Source organism: Vibrio sp. vnigr-6D03 (assembly GCF_002835515.1).
GTDB classification, from domain to species: Bacteria; Pseudomonadota; Gammaproteobacteria; order Enterobacterales; family Vibrionaceae; genus Vibrio; species Vibrio penaeicida.
Map to the genome: position 1 here is coordinate 164,109 of NZ_PIZL01000046.1, position 18,664 is coordinate 182,772.

The 18,664-nt window shown below is 42.5% G+C and carries 13 protein-coding genes; all 13 read left to right on the plus strand.

All coding sequences use genetic code 11. From position 1 onward, the window contains the following. Positions 1 to 4 precede the first annotated feature (4 nt). A complete protein-coding gene (tssB, locus tag CW749_RS26075; RefSeq protein WP_101115385.1) occupies positions 5 to 535 on the plus strand; it encodes a type VI secretion system contractile sheath small subunit in 531 nt (176 codons plus the stop codon). Then, positions 536 to 2,029 carry a type VI secretion system contractile sheath large subunit gene (gene tssC, locus CW749_RS26080; protein WP_101115386.1) on the plus strand — a complete coding sequence of 498 codons (1,494 nt, stop codon included), beginning with the start codon at positions 536 to 538 and terminating at the stop codon, positions 2,027 to 2,029. A gap of 39 nt (positions 2,030 to 2,068) precedes the next feature. Then, positions 2,069 to 3,574 carry a type VI secretion system contractile sheath large subunit gene (tssC, locus tag CW749_RS26085; RefSeq protein ID WP_101115387.1) on the plus strand — a complete coding sequence of 502 codons (1,506 nt, stop codon included), beginning with the start codon at positions 2,069 to 2,071 and terminating at the stop codon, positions 3,572 to 3,574. A gap of 14 nt (positions 3,575 to 3,588) precedes the next feature. Next, positions 3,589 to 4,392, plus strand: a complete 804-nt coding sequence (locus tag CW749_RS26090; RefSeq protein ID WP_101115388.1) for a type VI secretion system accessory protein TagJ — start codon at positions 3,589 to 3,591, stop codon at positions 4,390 to 4,392. 9 nt (positions 4,393 to 4,401) lie between these two features. Beyond that, positions 4,402 to 4,884: a type VI secretion system baseplate subunit TssE gene (gene tssE, locus CW749_RS26095; RefSeq protein WP_101115389.1), complete on the plus strand. Its 483-nt coding sequence runs from the start codon at positions 4,402 to 4,404 to the stop codon at positions 4,882 to 4,884. Next, entirely contained in the window at positions 4,881 to 6,704 is a 1,824-nt protein-coding gene (gene tssF / locus CW749_RS26100; RefSeq protein ID WP_101115390.1) for a type VI secretion system baseplate subunit TssF, read from the plus strand. Before tssE ends, tssF begins: the two co-directional genes overlap by 4 nt. Beyond that, positions 6,701 to 7,666 carry a type VI secretion system baseplate subunit TssG gene (gene tssG / locus CW749_RS26105; protein WP_101115391.1) on the plus strand — a complete coding sequence of 322 codons (966 nt, stop codon included), beginning with the start codon at positions 6,701 to 6,703 and terminating at the stop codon, positions 7,664 to 7,666. The genes tssF and tssG overlap by 4 nt, the downstream gene beginning before the upstream one ends. Before the next feature lie 35 nt (positions 7,667 to 7,701). Continuing rightward, on the plus strand, positions 7,702 to 10,269 hold the full coding sequence (gene tssH, locus CW749_RS26110; RefSeq protein ID WP_101115392.1) for a type VI secretion system ATPase TssH: 2,568 nt from the start codon (positions 7,702 to 7,704) through the stop codon (positions 10,267 to 10,269). A gap of 222 nt (positions 10,270 to 10,491) precedes the next feature. After that, positions 10,492 to 10,971 carry a type VI secretion system tube protein Hcp gene (locus CW749_RS26115; protein ID WP_101115393.1) on the plus strand — a complete coding sequence of 160 codons (480 nt, stop codon included), beginning with the start codon at positions 10,492 to 10,494 and terminating at the stop codon, positions 10,969 to 10,971. A gap of 56 nt (positions 10,972 to 11,027) precedes the next feature. After that, positions 11,028 to 12,839 (plus strand): type VI secretion system tip protein TssI/VgrG, encoded by a 1,812-nt coding sequence (gene tssI, locus CW749_RS26120; protein ID WP_101115394.1) that lies wholly within the window; start codon positions 11,028 to 11,030, stop codon positions 12,837 to 12,839. Positions 12,840 to 12,880: 41 nt separating this feature from the next. Further along, positions 12,881 to 13,792, plus strand: coding sequence for a hypothetical protein (locus tag CW749_RS26125; RefSeq protein ID WP_101115395.1), 912 nt, complete (start codon positions 12,881 to 12,883; stop codon positions 13,790 to 13,792). A gap of 14 nt (positions 13,793 to 13,806) precedes the next feature. Further along, positions 13,807 to 18,162: an RHS repeat-associated core domain-containing protein gene (locus tag CW749_RS26130; RefSeq protein WP_101115396.1), complete on the plus strand. Its 4,356-nt coding sequence runs from the start codon at positions 13,807 to 13,809 to the stop codon at positions 18,160 to 18,162. Beyond that, positions 18,150 to 18,563 carry a hypothetical protein gene (locus CW749_RS26135; protein WP_101115397.1) on the plus strand — a complete coding sequence of 138 codons (414 nt, stop codon included), beginning with the start codon at positions 18,150 to 18,152 and terminating at the stop codon, positions 18,561 to 18,563. Before CW749_RS26130 ends, CW749_RS26135 begins: the two co-directional genes overlap by 13 nt. The last annotated feature ends 101 nt before the right edge of the window (positions 18,564 to 18,664 follow it).

The following is an 18,664-nucleotide window of genomic DNA, read 5'->3' on the forward strand; positions in this document are numbered from 1 at the left end:
TCCTATGACGAGTATCCACTCGAAACTGTCACGAGTAAGGAAGCCTCGTGTCCATATTACGTACGACGTAGAAACTGAAAATGCTTCACTAAAAAAAGAGCTGCCTTTTGTTCTAGGTGTTATGGGTGATTTCGCAGGTCATAACACAGAAGCTCTGAAGCCTCTGAAAGATCGTCGCTTTATTCAAATTGATCGAGACAACTTTGATGATGTTTTGAAAAAGATGAGCCCGAGCCTTTCTTTCAAGGTTGACAATAAGTTAGCTGATGATGATTCAACATTCACTGTTGATTTACAGTTCAAATCGATGAAGGATTTCGAGCCAGCTTCGATTGTTAACCAAGTTGACCCACTACGTAAGTTAATGGAAACGCGTAATAAGCTTCGTGATCTTATGACAAAAGTGGACCGTTCAGAGGAGCTTGAAAATGTCCTTGAGTCTGTTCTGAATAATACCGACAACTTGAGCCAGTTGGCGGGTGAATTGAGCCTGAACGAAGATGGTTCTGGTGATAAGAAAGAAGGAGGTGAGTAAATGAGCACTCAAACTGAGCAGCAGTTAGATCCTACTACTGGTGAACAGAGCGTATCTTTCTTAGACCAAGCCATCGGTGCAACTAAGCAAACCGAAGCTTCTCGCGCTGAAGAGTTAATCAAAACATTAACTGAAGAAGCGATGAAAGGTACAGTTACATGGAACAAGAACTTAACGGTAACGTTCCGTGAAGCCATTTCAGCATTAGATGCTAAGATTTCTAAACAGCTTGCTGAAGTGATGCATCACCCTGAACTTCAAAAGCTTGAAGGTACTTGGCGAGGTTTGCATTACCTTACGTCTAACTCAGAAACCAGTTCAACGCTTAAGATTCGATTGATGAGTCTAACTAAAAAAGAGCTGCACAAAGATCTGAGTAAAGCGGTAGAGTTCGATCAAAGCCAGATTTTCAAGAAAGTTTATGAATCTGAGTTTGGCAGTGCTGGTGGTGAACCTTATGGTGCAATTATAGGTGATTACGAATTCACTAACCATCCTGAAGATATTGAGACATTGGGCTTAATGTCTAATGTAGCTGCAGCAGGTTTTGCGCCTTTCCTATCCGCCGCGTCACCAGCGTTGTTTGGTTTTGATGAGTGGACAGAACTGTCTAAGCCGCGAGATCTAGAGAAAGTATTTGAATCTTTAGAGTATGCACAGTGGCGTTCATTCCGTGAAAGTGATGATTCTCGTTTTGTTTCTCTAACAATGCCTAAAGTACTTGCTCGTCTTCCATATGGTGAAGCAACAGCACCTGTTGAAGAGTTTGGTTACGAAGAGTTTGATGTAGACCCAGTATCCGGTATTGCAATCAACGCTCAGCACAATGATTACTGCTGGATGAATTCCTCGTATGTAATGGGCGCAAAACTAACCGATGCTTTCGCTAAATATGGATTCTGTACTGCTATTCGTGGTGCTGAAGGTGGTGGTCGTGTTGAAAACTTACCGACACACTTCTTCCAGAGTGATGATGGCGATCCAGACATGAAGTGCCCAACAGAAATTGGGATAACAGACCGCCGTGAATCAGAACTTGGTAAATTGGGTTTCTTGCCTCTTTGTCACTATAAGAATACGAACTACGCGGTATTCTTTGGGGCGCAAACTTGTCAAAAACCTGCCAAATACGATAACCCAGATGCGACGGCTAACGCAGCTATCTCCGCACGTCTTCCATATATGATGGCGACATCTCGTTTTGCCCATTACTTGAAGGTGATGGCTCGAGACAAGATTGGTAGCTTTATGGAAGCTGAAGATGTTGAAACTTGGCTAAACCGCTGGATCCTCACTTATGTGAATGCATCGGAAGGTGGTGGCCAGGAAATTCGCGCGAGATATCCTTTGGCAGACGCAAAAGTGGAAGTGAAAGAAATTCCAGGAAGTCCAGGTTCATACAATGCCGTAGCATGGTTGAAGCCTTGGCTGCAAATGGAAGAACTGACAGCATCATTGCGCTTAGTTGCGAAAATTCCTGAGTCAGGAAGCTAATGATGAAAATGGCTGACCTTCGGGTCAGCCACAATAATTATGACAGAATTTCAATTTGCAGATCCAGATCAGCTTGTTCATGACGTACAGAAGCCAAATGAACCAACGTTAGATGCCCTTTGGATAGATCGATTCTTAGATATTCAGTCCGACTCGCACTCGCTGCGTTTTTGGTGTGATGCTAACAATATTTCTAATTCTGAAGATATGAATCAAAGCCTAGTGAGCGTTATTGATTTAATCGATGAAATTTTGAATGAGCAATTAAACGCGATTCTCCACCATGATTGTTTTCAGCAATTGGAATCAAGTTGGCGTGGCGTGCAGTATTTGGTTAATCAAAAAGAAAGCTTTGGTTCCGAGCAAGAATCAAAAATCAAAGTATTGTCATGCAGTTGGGAAGAATTACGGCGTGATAGCCAGCGCGCAATTGAATTTGATCAAAGTAGCCTGTTCAAACTTATCTATCAGAACGAGTTTTCTACTCCCGGCGGAGAACCTTTTGGGTTGATTGTTGGGGACTATTGCATTTCACATCAAGCGGGAACAAACAAACTTGATAGAGACATGACATTAGTCCGCAAGATTGCTCAAACGGCGGCTGCTGCGTTTTGTCCATTTTTAGTGTCTGCAACGCCGAGTTTATTCGGTGTCGACACGTTTTCCGAGCTGGCAACGATCTTGGATGTGCAAGCTCAATTCGACCAGTTGGAATATGAGAACTGGCGCGCAGTAAGGGCAAGTGAAGATGCCAAATTTGTCGCCGTTACCGTACCTTATGTTTTGATGAGGCAGCCATATAAATATGATGGAAGTCGATTGGAAGCTTTCGCATTCAAAGAAAAAGTAAGTGATTCAGAAAATGACTTCCTTTGGGGAAGTGCTTCTTTTTGTTTTGCCGCTACGGTTTTAAGAGCTTATAGCGAATCAGGCTGGTTTGCTCATATACGGGGGCTTAAGGCGGGAAGTTATGGGCAAGGCGTCATTATGCCTCCTGTAAATAGTCAAACTCAATTTCCAGGAAAGGCTAAGCGATATCGTTCTCCAGTCAATTATCAGGTTTCTGAATCGAGAGAGTTGGCACTTTCAGATTGTGGCTTTATACCATTGTCTCCCGTATCAGATAGCCCACTTATTGCATTTACTTCGAATTCATCCTTGCATAAACCCAAGTTATTCGAAGAAAAAGGAATTACCGTCAACTCGCGACTTTCCTCAATGCTGCAATACACTCTTTGTGTTTCGCGCATTGCTCATTACGTAAAAGTAATGGGAAGAGATAAAGTCGGGAGTTATCAAAATGCAGTGTCAATTGAAAGTGATTTTCAACGTTGGCTGCATCAGTACACAACAGCGTCAGATGAAGCGTCAGATGAATTAAGGGCTAAGTACCCACTCAACGAGGCTCGAATTCAAGTAAAAGAAAAACAAGGCAGTCCCGGACACTATTATTCAATTTTACATTTAAGACCGCACTTTCAACTTGATCAAATGGTCTCAAGTGTTCGGTTAATAACAGAGCTCTCTCCAGATAAAGCGTTATAAATAAGGAAAGTCACATGTCAGATTGGCAGCAACTACTACGTCAAGCAAAGTTACAAGAAACGATTGATTCTGTAATTCAGTCTATTAAATCAAATCCAAAAGATGCAGCCCTTCGTAGCTATTTCATTGAGCTTTTATGTATAGACGGGCAGTTAGAGAGAGCCGATGAGCAGTTAATGCAAGCGATAAAGCTATTCCCAGAGTTTTTGGCTGGTGCTAGCCAGATTAGGCATTTAGTTAAAGCGGCTCAGGCGCGAGTAGATTTCTTCCAAGGTGGTGCGACGGCGAACTTCCTTGGTTCTAATGAAGAGCAATACGCAAAGTTGACTGAACTGAATTTAGCGATCCATGAACAAAAAGAAGAGGACGTTGAATCTATTAGTAAGGCGCTTGAAGAGCTGCGCCCTAGTACCGCACTGCTAATCAATGGCACGCAGTACGAAGATGTCCGCGATATAGATGACTCTCTTAACGGCTTTATTGAATTATTCAGCTCAACAGGCAACTACTACCTAGCACCACTAGATCAATTGGTTTACCTCAATATCAAACCAGCTACCAACCTATTAGAGACAGTTTGGCGTCCTGTTGAGTTTGAAATTAAGGGCGTGATTGAAGGCGAAGCTCACATTCCGTTGACCTACGCTCGTAGCGAAACTGACGGCAATAAACTCGGAAAAGAAACTGATTGGAAACCTGTGTCAGGAGAGTCGGTATTTGCTGGCTTAGGTCAAAAAGTTTGGTTAGCCGGAGAAGGAGCGTTACCGCTAGCGACGGTTACGTCAATTGAATCTGAACCACAAACTACTGAAGCGTAGTAAAGCATCATGGAAAAGCGTGCTCACGTTAGTAGTGGTGTTTCTCTATTAGACAAGCTCATTGATCATGACCCGAGGAATACCGCTGATGTGCATTTTCCGCTTAACAATCAGCAGATTGTTCGTGGCTTAATTAGAGATGTGGAAGCGTTATTAAACACAAGGCTAAGTTGGGTAAAAGTGGATAACTCTTTACCCGAACTTAGACAATCTCTACTTACTTATGGTCTACCAGACTTTTCATCTATGCCGTTTAGTAGCAAAGATGGGCAGCAGCACCTCTGCAAAATTGTAAAAGATACGCTGTTGGAGTTTGAGCCAAGGTTTAAGGATGTTTCTGTGTCGATAATCAATGACAAAGATGATGTTGATCGAGTGTTGCGATTACGAATAAGTGCTGTTTCTGAGCTCGGTCAAAAACATCATGAATTGGTACTGGATTCAGAAGTAGAACCAGTGAGCTTAGGAATTAAAGTGAGTGAAACAGCATGAGTGATGAGTTTCTCAAGTATTACAATCGCGAACTTGCTTACTTGCGTCATAAAGGTCAGGAGTTTGGAAGCACTTATCCCAAAATTGCAGCAAGACTTAAACTTAGTGAAGAACAAGTAGAAGATCCACATGTAGCTAGGATTTTGGAAGGTTGCGCCTTTCTGACTGCCCAAATTAGGCAAAGTTTAGATAACAGTTTTCCTCAGTTGACAGAAGCTTTGATCGGGCAGCTATTCCCCGATTTTCATGCACCTATTCCTTCGATGAGTGTGATCAAAATTGACAGCGACGAATCGGCGACGTCAAAAGTAACTGTCGAACAAGGTGAGGCTGTATCACTTGAAGCGCCAGGTTTTAAGTCCTGTCAGTTTAAGACGTGCTACAAAACAGATGTGCTACCAATAAACATCAGTGAAGCATCGTTTGAAAATGCCCCTTTCCGTGGGCAGCTATTAGACATCGAAAAAGAAGCAAAGTCAGTTTTAAAACTCACTATAAAAGGTGCGAGCAAAGAAATTGAATTGAACCAGTTGGGTTTTGATTCATTACGGCTTTTCTTTAATGGTCAGCCTCAAGTTTCCTACCGCCTTCTGCAATTATTACTACAATCTTCGATTGGTATGGCTGTTGTCGTTGATGATGAAACAACGCGTCAGCTTACACCGAGGCACGTTAGCCCTGTCGGGTATACCGATGAATTTTCTGTGGTGCCTTACAGTAAGAGAAGCTTTGTTGGAAGTAGGTTGTTGGTTGAATATTTCTTATTTCCTGAAAAGTTTCTTTTTTCTGATCTTATTAGCCTCGATCCAGCTTGGTTTGGTAGCAATGATGAAGCTGAGGTTTGGATTTACTTCGATCAAAGCTGCGATTGGCTTGAAAAGCAGGTCACAAAAGACAGCGTTCTATTGGGCTGTACACCTGTCATCAACATGTTCAGCCATGCTATGGAGCCGACAAGAGTTGTGGCGTCGGAATACGAGTTTCCGTTGCACCCTGAACATTTAGAACCTGACACGACAGAAGTGGTCAGTATTCAAGAAATCGGTGTGCGAAGTTGGCAAATGAAATACCAAAGTCTTCCACCATTTTATGCCGGTGAGCATACAAACTACCTTTCTGAGCATGAGATTTTTTGGACCATGCGAAGAGAAGACAAAAGTTGGGCGGGCGGCTTTGATGAACCTGGGCGCGATGTTTACGTTTCATTTATAGATAAAGATCATAAAATTTTCGCGCCTGAAGGGAGTGATAATTGGGTCATGTCGGCTCAGGCTTGGTGTTGTAACCGAAATCTCCCAAAAAAACTGCCTTTCGGTGGTGGCATGCCGACCGTCAATATGCCTGATGTTAAAGATAATTTTGACAGCCTACGATGTTTAGTTGCCCCGACAGAAACCATAAGACCTTCAATGGATTCAAGCTCAAGGTGGCAATTCGCAAAGTTACTTACGTTGTCACACTTTTCAGATGAAGGCGGGCTCCAAACGTTAAGAGAGACTTTGAATCTGTACGCTTTCAAAGCGTCGCCAGAGTCTAAGTCTATGATCGACTCAATTGTGTCGATGAAAGTAGAGCCAGCAACCGGTCGGGTGAATCAAAAGGGGCGAGTGGGTTTTTGCCACGGGACCGAAATTACGCTCGAAGTTTCTGAAAGTGCACAATCAAAAGAGCAGATATTCCTTCTAGGAAATGTTCTGTCGACATACTTTGCTCAATTCGCAGAAATTAACACATTTACAAAACTGCGTATTACCTTGAAAGGGTCGGGCGATGTATTTCATTGCTGGCCAGCATTATGCGGTGAAAAGGTACTGCTATGAAGCGAGAGAACTTTATAGAGGCCCTAGACAAAGAGCAGCTTTTTGAATCTTTACACTTAATTGAGCAGTTTCTGCTGAAGTCTAATGCGAATTTAGGGACCGATCATTTACCAAGCCAAGAAACCATAGAGCTGAAAGTTGCTCAACAATTGGGATACGAAGTTGGTGAATTCACAACAGTGGAATCAAAGCGCAATCAAAGCTTAGTCGTAATGACGAATCTGATTGGCTTAACGGGTGAAAATGGTGTTTTGCCTAAGCATTACAGTGAATTGATCTTACAAAGGCTCAAGGATAGCGATCCTACGCTTCAGGATTTTCTAGACATCTTTAACCACCGAATTCTGTCTCTTTTCTATCGAACTTGGCAAAGCTTCCAACCTGCGGTGCAGCACCGGAAAGTTTCTGTGAATGAATTTTCTTCATGGAATCAAATATTGGAATCCTTAACAGGAGGCTTGGGAGAGAGAGCAATTCATTGGGGAGGCTTATTCAGCCAGCCGGTGAAAAGCCGAGGATCTATCCAAGCATGCATGGAATCTCTTTCCGGTTGTGATGTGATCATTCGCGACTTTAAGGGTAAGTGGATGCATCTAACGGAATGTGAGCAAACACGTTTGTGTTCTAAGCGCCTACCTGAGGGGCAGTATTCAGAACTTGGGCGTGGGGCGAGCCTCGGAAGAAAAGCATGGAATGTCAATGCAGGATTCATGGTTGAGTTTGTTGCTAAAGGGCAAGAACAAGTGCACGGCATGATGCCCAATGGCGAACGAATTCGTGAAATTAAGGCGTTGTGCAAAGACTTACTTGGGAATACCGCTTCGGTTGAATGGAGCCTCACCGCTCAATACAAACACCTTCCTAAAGTGCAACTGAAAAAAGGTGGAGGAAGGCTAGCATTGGGAAGCGTACTGGCACCTCACAAACGTTCAGAAAGCGGCACCATCACAATTCGAATTTAAGCAATATCAGTTAGGCGATATATAAGGAAATATCAATGACATCTTTATCTCTAACCGCGTTAGTAGAGAGGCTTTCTAGTGATGCGAAATCTTCATTAGAACAAGCGGCAGCGCTAGCGAGCAGCCGAACTCACCATAGTATTGAAATGACACACTGGCTAGTTTCGATACTTCAACAACAAGGCTCTACAATTCAGACTCTATCTGATCATTTCAACTTAAATGTATTCAAGTTAGAAGATGATATTCAAAAAAGTTTGGAAAAACTCAAAACAGGCTGCCAAACCGTACCAGGCTTATCTGCACACACGGTGACTATCTTAAAAAGTGCGTGGATGGCTTCAAGTATCGACTTCTCAGATGAGCAGATCGATATTGTGCACCTAGTTTATGCATTGTTGAATGACGATACATTATTTGCGGTTTCATCCGCCTTTGGCAATGAGTTAGATAAAGTTACTCCAGAAACGTTACTGCAGTTTTGGAAAAGCGAAGAGCGAAGTGTTGTAGAAAAAGCGCCAACGCAGAAAGCATCTACAAAATCTTTGGACCAATTTACCATTGATTTAACTGAGCAGGCAAAGAAGGGAGACATAGATCCTGTCGTAGGTCGAGATAACGAAATCCGACTGATGATAGATATTTTACTCAGACGCCGTCAAAACAACCCAATCTTAACGGGTGAAGCCGGTGTTGGTAAAACTGCGGTAGTTGAGGGTCTTGCGCTCAAAGTTGTGCAAGGAGATGTTCCTCCAGCGCTTCAAGGTGTTTCGATTAAGTCACTTGACCTAGCATTACTCCAAGCTGGTGCAGGAATGAAGGGTGAGTTTGAGAATCGCCTGAAATCGGTTGTTAAAGAAGTCAATGAATCACCGACACCAATTATCATGTTTATCGATGAAGCACACGGGTTAATAGGAAGTGGCGGGCAAGCAGGTCAAAGCGACGCTGCAAATATTCTTAAGCCAGCTTTGGCTCGAGGAGAATTGAGAACCATTGCTGCGACGACGTGGGCTGAATACAAGAAATATGTAGAGAAAGATGCCGCGTTAACCCGACGATTCCAAGTTGTTCAAGTGGATGAGCCCGCTCCTGAACTCGCAGTAGAAATGTTGCGCGGACTCGTACCTGTTATGGAAGAACACCACGGCGTACATATTACAAATGAAGCCTTAAAAGCGGCAGTGTATTTATCTAATCGCTATATTAATGGACGTCAACTACCGGACAAAGCCGTTTCAGTTCTCGATACAGCGTGTTCAAGAGTGGCACTAAGCCAGTCTGCGACACCGGGGCAGCTTGAGTCTCTTGAGAAGACATTAGAGCAAAAAACAGCACAAATCGCCCAGCTCGAAAAAGAGCAGGCGCTTGGTCATGCACACACCGAAGTTTTGGCTGCGCTAAACGAAGAAAGCGACGCTCTAACGAACGAAATCGCTGAACTGAAAACGGTCTGGGAAACAGAGTCCAACTTGGTAGACGAATCCAAGCAGTTGAAACTTGAAGTTCTTGAAGAGAAAAAAGAAGGTGCTTTAGAAAGGTTAGTCGAAGTCGAAGCAACTCTGGCAGAAAACAAGACGCCAATGGTCTTTTCACACGTTAACGAAGCGCTGGTCTCTGAGATAGTATCTGACTGGACGGGAATCCCGCTAGGAAAGCTTCAAAACGATGAGATTAATAGCCTTTTATCACTAAAAGACAAGTTGTGTGAACGTGTGGTTGGCCAAGATCATGCATTACATACGATGTCTGAAGTCATCAAAACCGCACGCGCTCAGCTTAACGAAGAAACTAAGCCTAATGGTATATTTTTTCTTACGGGACCAAGTGGCGTAGGTAAAACCGAATCCGCGCTAGCAATTGCTGAACAGGTTTATGGTAGTGAGGAAAATGTCACTGTCATCAACATGTCTGAGTTTAAAGAAGAGCACAAAGTCTCATTACTACTGGGGTCACCTCCAGGGTATGTTGGCTATGGTGAAGGCGGAGTACTCACGGAAGCTGTCAGAAGAAAACCATATAGCGTTATACTTCTAGATGAAATGGAAAAAGCTCACCCAGGCGTCCAAGATGTGTTTTATCAAGTGTTTGATAAAGGAACCATCAAAGACGGAGAGGGGCGTGATATTGATTTTAGAAATACCATTATCATCATGACGTCCAATGCTGGAACAGATACAACAATGGAGCTATTCCAAGACCCTGAATTAGCCCCCGACATTGATGGTTTAAAGACGGCACTACGAGACGATTTGCTGGAAAGCTTTAAACCAGCCTTCTTAGGTCGCGTTAATGTGATTCCATATATCCCACTTAACCGAGAAGTGTTGCAAGGTATTGCGGGAATTCAATTGAATAAAATTGGAAAGCGTATTTCATCAAACTACAACGCAGAATTTGATTATTCTGATGAGTTGATTTCTAGCTTAATTGATAATTGTAATGAAGAAGGTAGTGGTGCTAGGGCAATCCAAACCATTATTCAAAATAGCCTATTACCAAAAATATCTGATGAAGTTTTAAAAGCAATTTCTAACGATAAAGCTATTAATAAAGTGGCGGTTTTAGGTGATGTAAATACTATTTCTATAAATGTCGAATAAGCGAACTATCAATAGCAAATTTAATTGCGGTGCAATTCAAATTAAGTGCTTTTTTATTAATTTAAGCTATTAAATTGATTGAATATAAGTTATAAAAACGCGTATTTAATCAGTCGTAAATGACTAATTTATAATTAACAACCCTTCACCAATTTATTTGGTTGAGGGCAATTACTTGCTCATAAATATGAGTTGAATTTATCAATGCTATAGGAGATTAGCATGCAGGCAAATACATACCTTAAATACGCGGATATTAAAGGTGAAGCTACTGCTGAGCAGTACAAGGATCTGATCACTCTACTTTCTGTTGATTGGAGCGTAGGTCGTGAAATTACTTCTTACACAGGTACTGCTCAAGATCGTGAAGCAAGTTCTACTCGTTTGTACGACTTGACGATCACTAAACTGCAAGACCGCGCTTCTCCAGATCTATTCAAAGAAGCGACAATCGGTAAAGGTAAACCAGCTGTATTCCACATCACTAAGCAAGGTGAAAAAGTGGAAGAAATCATGAAGATCGAACTTACTGATGCAATGATTTCAAACTACGCTGTTTCTATCCAAGACGACCGTCCAGTTGAGACTATCACTATTTCTTACACAGAAATGATGATGACTGTTACTCCAACTGATGACAAGAACAACGTTGTTGCTCCTCTTGTTTACGGTTACAGCGGCGTTAAAGGTCAGCAAATGTAATTCATGTTGCGGGGCATTATTGTCCCGCACTTGTTTAACTTAGTAAGAAGTTTGTAATGAAAAAAGCGACACAAAGTAATAATTTTATAAAAATATCCACCGCATTTGGGTATGACACAATAATTCTGAATAGCTTTCAATATTATGAAGGGCTTTCAGAACTTTTCTCACTACAAGCTTTAGCCTATTTTAACGGCACTCAAGGTGAACTTAGCCAAATAATTGGTAAGCCAGCTGTCATTCTTATGGACAACTCTATAGCAGTAACAGATACGCCTAGATATTTCCACGGTGTTGTTACTAGTGCCCGTATTTTAGGTAGCCGAGTATCTTCGAGTAATGACGGTGAAAATTATAAAGACATTGAGCTGACAATTCAGCCTAGGTTAGCACTTTGTTCTTATCGGAAAAATAACCGAATTTTCCAAAATAAAGATATTAAAGAAATTGTATCTTTATTATTGGGGGAACATGCTGTTGAGTTTAATTTAAAGCTCAATAAGTCATACTCGAAGTACACATTTAAAGTTCAATATAACGAAACTGATCTCGATTTTATATTAAGACTTTTGGCTGAAGAGGGGATTGGTTTTAGCTTTCTTCATGAGGAATCGGGTCACAAGTTAGAGCTATTTGATGACTTGAGCTTTTACCAACCGAGTACCGAAGCTGAAGTTATTCATACTACAGGGAGCTCAGAACAAGCTCACATATCTTCTTGGCAAGAAACACAAACCATTACGACTAAAGCAAGCTGTTTATCTGGCTTCGATATGCTCAAACCAAATAGTTTACCGAGCCACAATGTATTAATGAAGCCTGTGTCTTACACTCCCCCCATGAGTGAATATTACGAGTACATGGGTGAAGAAGAAACTGCCGATAAGTATGCGTTTCGCAATCAACATATCCTTGAGTCGTTGCAAAGAGAAAGCCAAGTCTTTTCTGGTAACTCAAGTTGTCGCACATTTACTACAGGGCAAACATTCAAATTTGAAGATCACGAAGATAAAGCCTTTGTTGGTAAAGAGTTTGTTCTTTCTCATGTGTCCATAAATGCTTCTGTTTTTAATCAGACTGGCAGCCATGGTAACTCTGCACAGGGCGTTGAAATTCAGTTCTATTGTATGGATGTTAAAAAGCTCTTTAGACCATCCATTCCTCTAGGAAAGCCGAGAGTTCAAGGTATCCAGACGGCCATAGTTACAGGACCTTCTGAAGGCGATATTCATGTAGATAAACATGGTCGAATCAAGGTTCAGTTTCATTGGGATCGTGAAGGTAAGCGAGATGCACAAAGCTCTTGTTGGATCCGTGTTGCCCAGCAAAGTGCCGGAAACGGTTGGGGCAGTACATTTATTCCTCGTGTAGGGCAGGAGGTAATCGTTGAATTTATTAACGGAGATCCTGACCAACCTATTGTTATGGGGGCGCTGTATAACGGTGCCAATGCAACCCCATATGCACTTCCAGATAAAAAAACGCAAAGTGGCATTAAGAGCCGAAGTGTAAAAGGTGGTGCGAGTGATTTTAATGAATTGAGATTTGATGATAAGCCAGGAAAAGAGTTGGTTTACCTACATTCACAAAAAGACTTTCAGTCTGTTGTTGAAGACAGTGCCGATATCTTGGTGGAAAAAGACAAAGTTGAAACGGTGAATAACAATGAAGCGCATAACGTAGGGAAAAACCTCAGTATCGACGTAGGAGAGGTATTATCCCTGAGCGCAGGTAAGAATATTGAGATTAAAGTTGGAGGTGCATCGATAACGATGTCTAGCTCTGGCGAAATCAATATTAAAGGCAATCAAATTGCAATAAATGGGTCGGCTATTGATTTAAAAGCAGGGAAGATCGCTCTCAACTAGTTTAGCAAGAGAGTGAAGGCTTCATTTTAATTGGAATACGAATGCCTTTTACGCTTAGACCGGCATCACTGAAAGCTGGTCACCAAAATTTAAACAGTGTTTTGATGAAAACATCGAAGTACGAAATGAATATGGAGAGTTCGCAGCATGTTTCGGGTCCTGCGAACCGAATGATCTCAAGTCAATCAGAAAGCTTAGTTTCTCGGCTTTGCGGTATTGTTAACAGGTGTCGTACAGACTTGGAGAAGGTATCTGAACCTGCTCCTTGTATTATTTTTTTGCCAGAAAAACAAACGTCAGATGATTTCACTCCTTTGTATCAGGAACTGAAAAAGTACTTTTACCCATTAAGAAGTTCTATGCCTAAGTTGATTTATACGTATGGACGAGCTTCGTTTCTGATGTCATTGGTCAAACTCGATAAGTTAATTCAGCAGTACTCTGATTCAGGGGTTTGGTTGCTAGGCATAGATTCATCTTCGGCGTTTTGTACTCAAGATGAAGTGGCAGAGCCGGAAATCTCGATTAATGACAGTTTTTTCCTCGTCAAAGCCGTTAGCTCAAAAGACGGCCTTGTTTTTGAATGGGGACAAATTGATGCATCGACGTTGGATAAACAATGTGGCGACAGTATTCGTTTTCTCATGAGAGCTGGAGCAAAGTCGGCTCGCACTTCGTTTACAAAGATCTGCCTCCCGTTTGGTGCACCAGAGAATGTCGTCGAAGAATGGAGTAACGAAATTCATCATATTCACAAATATGTGAACGAACAGAGCGAGTATTCTTTCACTGAAACAGAAGTCGGTGATTTAGGGGCTAATAGCGGTCTTTGGAAAATTCTCCAACTAGAGCGTGAGCAAAGAACAAATCCGGTGGATGGCTTTCACTGTTTTCAACTTGATGTGTCTAACAACAAGTTTAGGGCGGCAGCAGCACTTACATGGCGTGTATAAAGAGCTAGCAATTAATGATTAAGGATAACTTCAGTAAATCGATTCGACGCGGATCTGAGCTTTATACTTTTTCCAACTCCAAGCAAGGAAAAGGGAAATTAAAGTCGTTCCAAGACGAACGTGAAGCGTTAAATTTTGCACATTTCTTGTTTGCAAAATCAGATTCACAGTCTTTGGCTTTGCTTAGTCAATTATCTACCTTTAGTGCGACGAACACTTCAGCACCACTTAAGGTGTTTGAGCGCCAAAATGCCCAAATTCAAGCGTTAGCCAACTCATTGGCTAACGGAAAGCTGTTTTGCTTCGTCGAAGTGTCGAGCCCTTCTCTTTCTAGCCCTGAGCTTGAAGAAGTCGTATATGAAGAGGCAGCAAAAGAAGAAAAAGCGCCTTCAGATGGAAAATCGGAAGAGGCACAAGAAAATGAAAGTGCTTCATCCGACAGTGAGACGCCTGTGAGTGCCAAAGAACACGAAACGGGCGGTGACCCAGTTTCAATGGTGACAGGTGAAGAGCTCTTATCTCTTGAGGACTTTACAAACCTAGAAGGTTTGAAATGGGTACGCCATTACCGTTCTTCACTTTGCCCGCAAGACCAGGGGATGGGGCTTGGTTGGCGGCATAGTTATTGTTTTGACTTCTTAGAAATTAGAGATGAAGAAGAAAATGTAGAAAGCTGGCGCTTTGTCGATGATCTTGGCGATACCATCGAGTTCTTACCTGTAGGCAAAGGGGCTATCAGTTACCAGATACGAGCAGGTGCCTCTTGCTTACATCATGCGAATGGTTACAGAATTGTCACGCTATCAGATGGAACGCAATACAAGTTCTTCCTATTGAATGACGTATGGAAACTGATTCAAATACGGGATATTACGCTTAAGCAAATTGATCTAAAGTATTCTTCTAATGGGAGGCTGATTGAATTGCATTCAAACAGTGTTCTTGCTTTGTATTGTCAATACGATAAAGAAGGGCAGCTTATTGGTCTAAGGTGTCCGAATACCGAAGTTCTCGTTGTAGAATATACTGTCGAAGAAGGGGAGCTAACGTCCGCTAGCAATCAGTCTGGGCTAGTTGAAACCTATACTTACCGTAATGATGCATTGCTTCTCACAAGAAAGCGTTCAAGTGGGTTCACTCATTACTTTGAATGGCAAGGTGATGGGAAAAATGCCAAGTGCATTCGAAACTACGGAGACAATAATACCTATGACTACCGTTTTGTCTTTGGCGATGGCGAATCCAGCTACATCGATACTTTAGGCAATCGCTGGCTTTTCAATCACGATAATAATGGTAAGTTGTTAAAGAAAACCAGCCCAGAAGGGCGTATTCAAGAATGGCAATACGATGAGTTAGGGCGGCTCGCCAAAGAAATTCAACCTGATGGAACCTTCACTGAGCATTTTTACAACAAGTTTGGTCAGCTAGCAGTGAAGCGACGTAGCAGTGGTGCTGTTACCCAGTATCGTTACGACGAATCAGGCAGACCAGAAGCGATAGTTACGCCAGACGGGCAAACAAGTCGTCGCAAGTTCAACAGCCTTGGTCAGCTCGTTTCTAGTGCTGATGAAAGCCAAACCTCCAGCCAATATCACTATGACAAAAAAGGTCGCTTGATAGAGCGAACACAATCAAATGGAAATCGTGAGCGCTGGTGGTGGAACGAACAGAATCAACTTCAGGGCTTACAAACGAACGGCACGTTAATTCGATACAGCCACAACCAATCTAATCAAATCAACGGGATGGCATACCCTGATGGGATGTTTGTCACTTTAGAACAGAATGACAAAGGTCAGTTAATTCGTCAGCGCACTTTTCACGATTTTGATAAAAGCGTATGCCGTGAACATTCGTATTCTTACGACAATGCAGGACGTATTACAGCCATTCAAACGCCAAGTGGCTTAACAGGGTTTGAATGGGGAGAGCTTTCTCAACCAGAAGGGCTAAACCGCAGTGATGGCAGTGGGCTGTACTTTCAATACGATGGAGAGCGCAACCTCAAATCCATTCATCGAAGTGATAACCTAGACTATCGCTTAGAGTTGTCACCGGATGGATTGTTAACTCAAGCGCAAGGGTTTGATGGGATAAAGCAGCACTACCAGTACGATGTTTCTGGTCGCATCAGTGAATTACAATCGGGCAATCGAGCTGTAAAAATCACCTACAATGCCCATGGTGACATTGCGTCGCTCAAAGCCAAAGCAGGGCATACTTTCAATGAGTGTCATTTTCAGCATAGCCATGGAGGTAAACTTCTTCATGCATCAAATGAATCGACGAGCCTAGCTTTTGAATATAACGAGCGAGGTCTCCTTACCGCTGAATGGCAATCGACTGCCTGTGTAAGGTATCAATACAATGGCAAAGGGCTTTGTGAAGCGCTTGAGTTACCGAGCGGTGAGTTTCTGCACTTTGGCTACGATGAGTTTGGTCGCTTAACCACAATTGCTCGTGCTGCCCAAAGCCGAGATGTAGCGTTCTCGTCAAACATCGAAATTCAATATGACCAAATGGGTCGGTTGGCTTCTCTCAATTATGGCGATAATCTCAACGAGACCAGAGCGTACGATGGCATCGGGCGGCTTAAATCTCAGGAGTGGGGCACTCGTAGCCGACAATACCGCTACGATGTAGCTCATAACCTCGCTAGCTATGTCGACAATGAACTAGGGCATACCCATTTTCATTACGACAAGCTGACTCAACTGACCCGTGTTAAAACACCCGACGATGTATATAAGTATCAATTCGATAGTTTTGGCAATCCTGTGGGCGATGACATCGCTGTGGAGCAAGACCGCATACTGGAATTCGAAGGTCTGCGTTATCACTACGACGACCAAGGAAATCAAATAAAAGTAGCAGGTGGCGACCACTTGCAAAGGCGTGAGTTTAACGCGCTGAATCAACTGGTGACCGTCAACCACAATGGGAAGCTTGCCCACTACGAATACGATGCGCTAGGTCGCCGAAGCAAAAAGACGACAGAAACGGGCGTCACCCAGTTTATCTGGCAAGGCAGTAAACTGATTGGTGAAGTCACACAGAGCAGCTACCGTTGGTACCTCTATCAACCCAATAGCCACGCGCCGTTAATGCTGGTGATGGATGAACAATGCTACTTCTACCAAAACGACCACTTAGGCACCCCAATCCGAATGGTCGATTTAAATGGCAAAGTGGTATGGCAAGCCAGCTACAATCCACAAGGGCAGGCATCCATTGAGGTAGAAGAGGTCGCGAACCCAATCCGCTTCCAAGGGCAATACTTCGACCAAGAATCTGGGCTACATTACAACCTAGCTAGATACTACGACCCACTCACAGGTCGCTTTATCCAACCCGACCCAATCGGCTTGCTTGGCGGAATCAATCACTACCAATATGCTCCCAACCCAGTCATGTGGATAGACCCATCAGGTTTGTGTTGCGAAGAGCCAGATGCGGCAGTAAAAGCTGGGGAAGCGGATTCACAGCCAGAAAAACGAGTCGTGTATGCTATGGGGTCGGGTAATCTGCTTTCAACTTCTAAGGTAAACAATCCAACATATCAGCTTCATACAACAAACTCACATGCCAATACTGATGCAGCGATAGAAGCTATTCATATTGCCCTTGATGGTCTCGGACTTATTCCAGCAGTGGGGATTTTTGCTGATGGGTTAAATGCTGGGTTATATGCTCTTCAAGGAGACAAACTTAACGCTGGCTTATCATTAACTTCAGCGATTCCAATAGTAGGGCAAGGTGCAACTGCGGCTAAATATGCTAATAAAGCTATAGATTTAGCTGATACAGCCAGTGATACTAAAGGTATTGTTTCTACTGCAAAAACAACGGATGTAGCATTGAATGTTACACCTAAGTTAGATAAGCTTGAAAAGCTAACTGAAAGTGTTACAAACCCGAATACTCCAGAAGGTTTGGCTAAGTTAAGGAGAACCCACGAAGTAAACGAATCCAATTTACAAGTTGAAGCAGTGTTAGAGCACAATGGAAAGGTATTCTACGATACTAACCAAACAGCTAGGAATGTTGCAAATGCAACAAACGTACCTTTACCTATATATAGTGAAAAAAGAGCATTAGCTGGTAAGCCGAATAATACCACTTCAGATGCTCATGCAGAGATTGGAGCTCTTGCCCAATCATACTCAGAAGGAAATCGTGGAGGAGAAGCTGTACTTACAATTCATGGTAAGGATGCATGCTCATTTTGTCAGTCAGATTTGAAAAAGATGTCAAAGCAGCTCGAGCTACAACGTCTAGAAGTTCGTCAGCCATCAAATACTGTTGTATTTGATGGTCCTGAAGACTTTAAACCTACAAAAAAAGGGGGGCTGAGATGGCCGAATTAGTTTCTTATGTGGACGCAATATCAGTCAGGATGATTGGAGATTCCAAAAAACAGTATTTTGATGCACCTAGTTGGGATGAGGTCTTCACACATCTTAAAAATATAGAAGAGGGAAAAGTTGAGTTTCTTTCTTTAATTGGGCCCGAAAATGAATCTACCCATATGGCTATTTTAGCGAAGCCGGGAAATTACCATGTCGGGATCTTTATCGATGAAGATGAAGAATATATATTTAAAGCCTCCGAAGTAAATGGTTCAAAGGTTGATATAGCTGGTGAGTATTGGTCCGATTTTCAAATTTGTAGGAATTGGAATGATTTAGTTTCCATTACAAAGGTATTTTTTGAAGAAGGTAAACCATCAGGCTTATACGATTGGATATATTACTGTGACGAAGACTAATATTTGAATTAGCACGTTTCTGCATTATCTTTTAACTATAAACTTATAGAGCTAAACAATAGAGTTAGTATCATAAATGCATAAGCTGTACTAATTCAGAC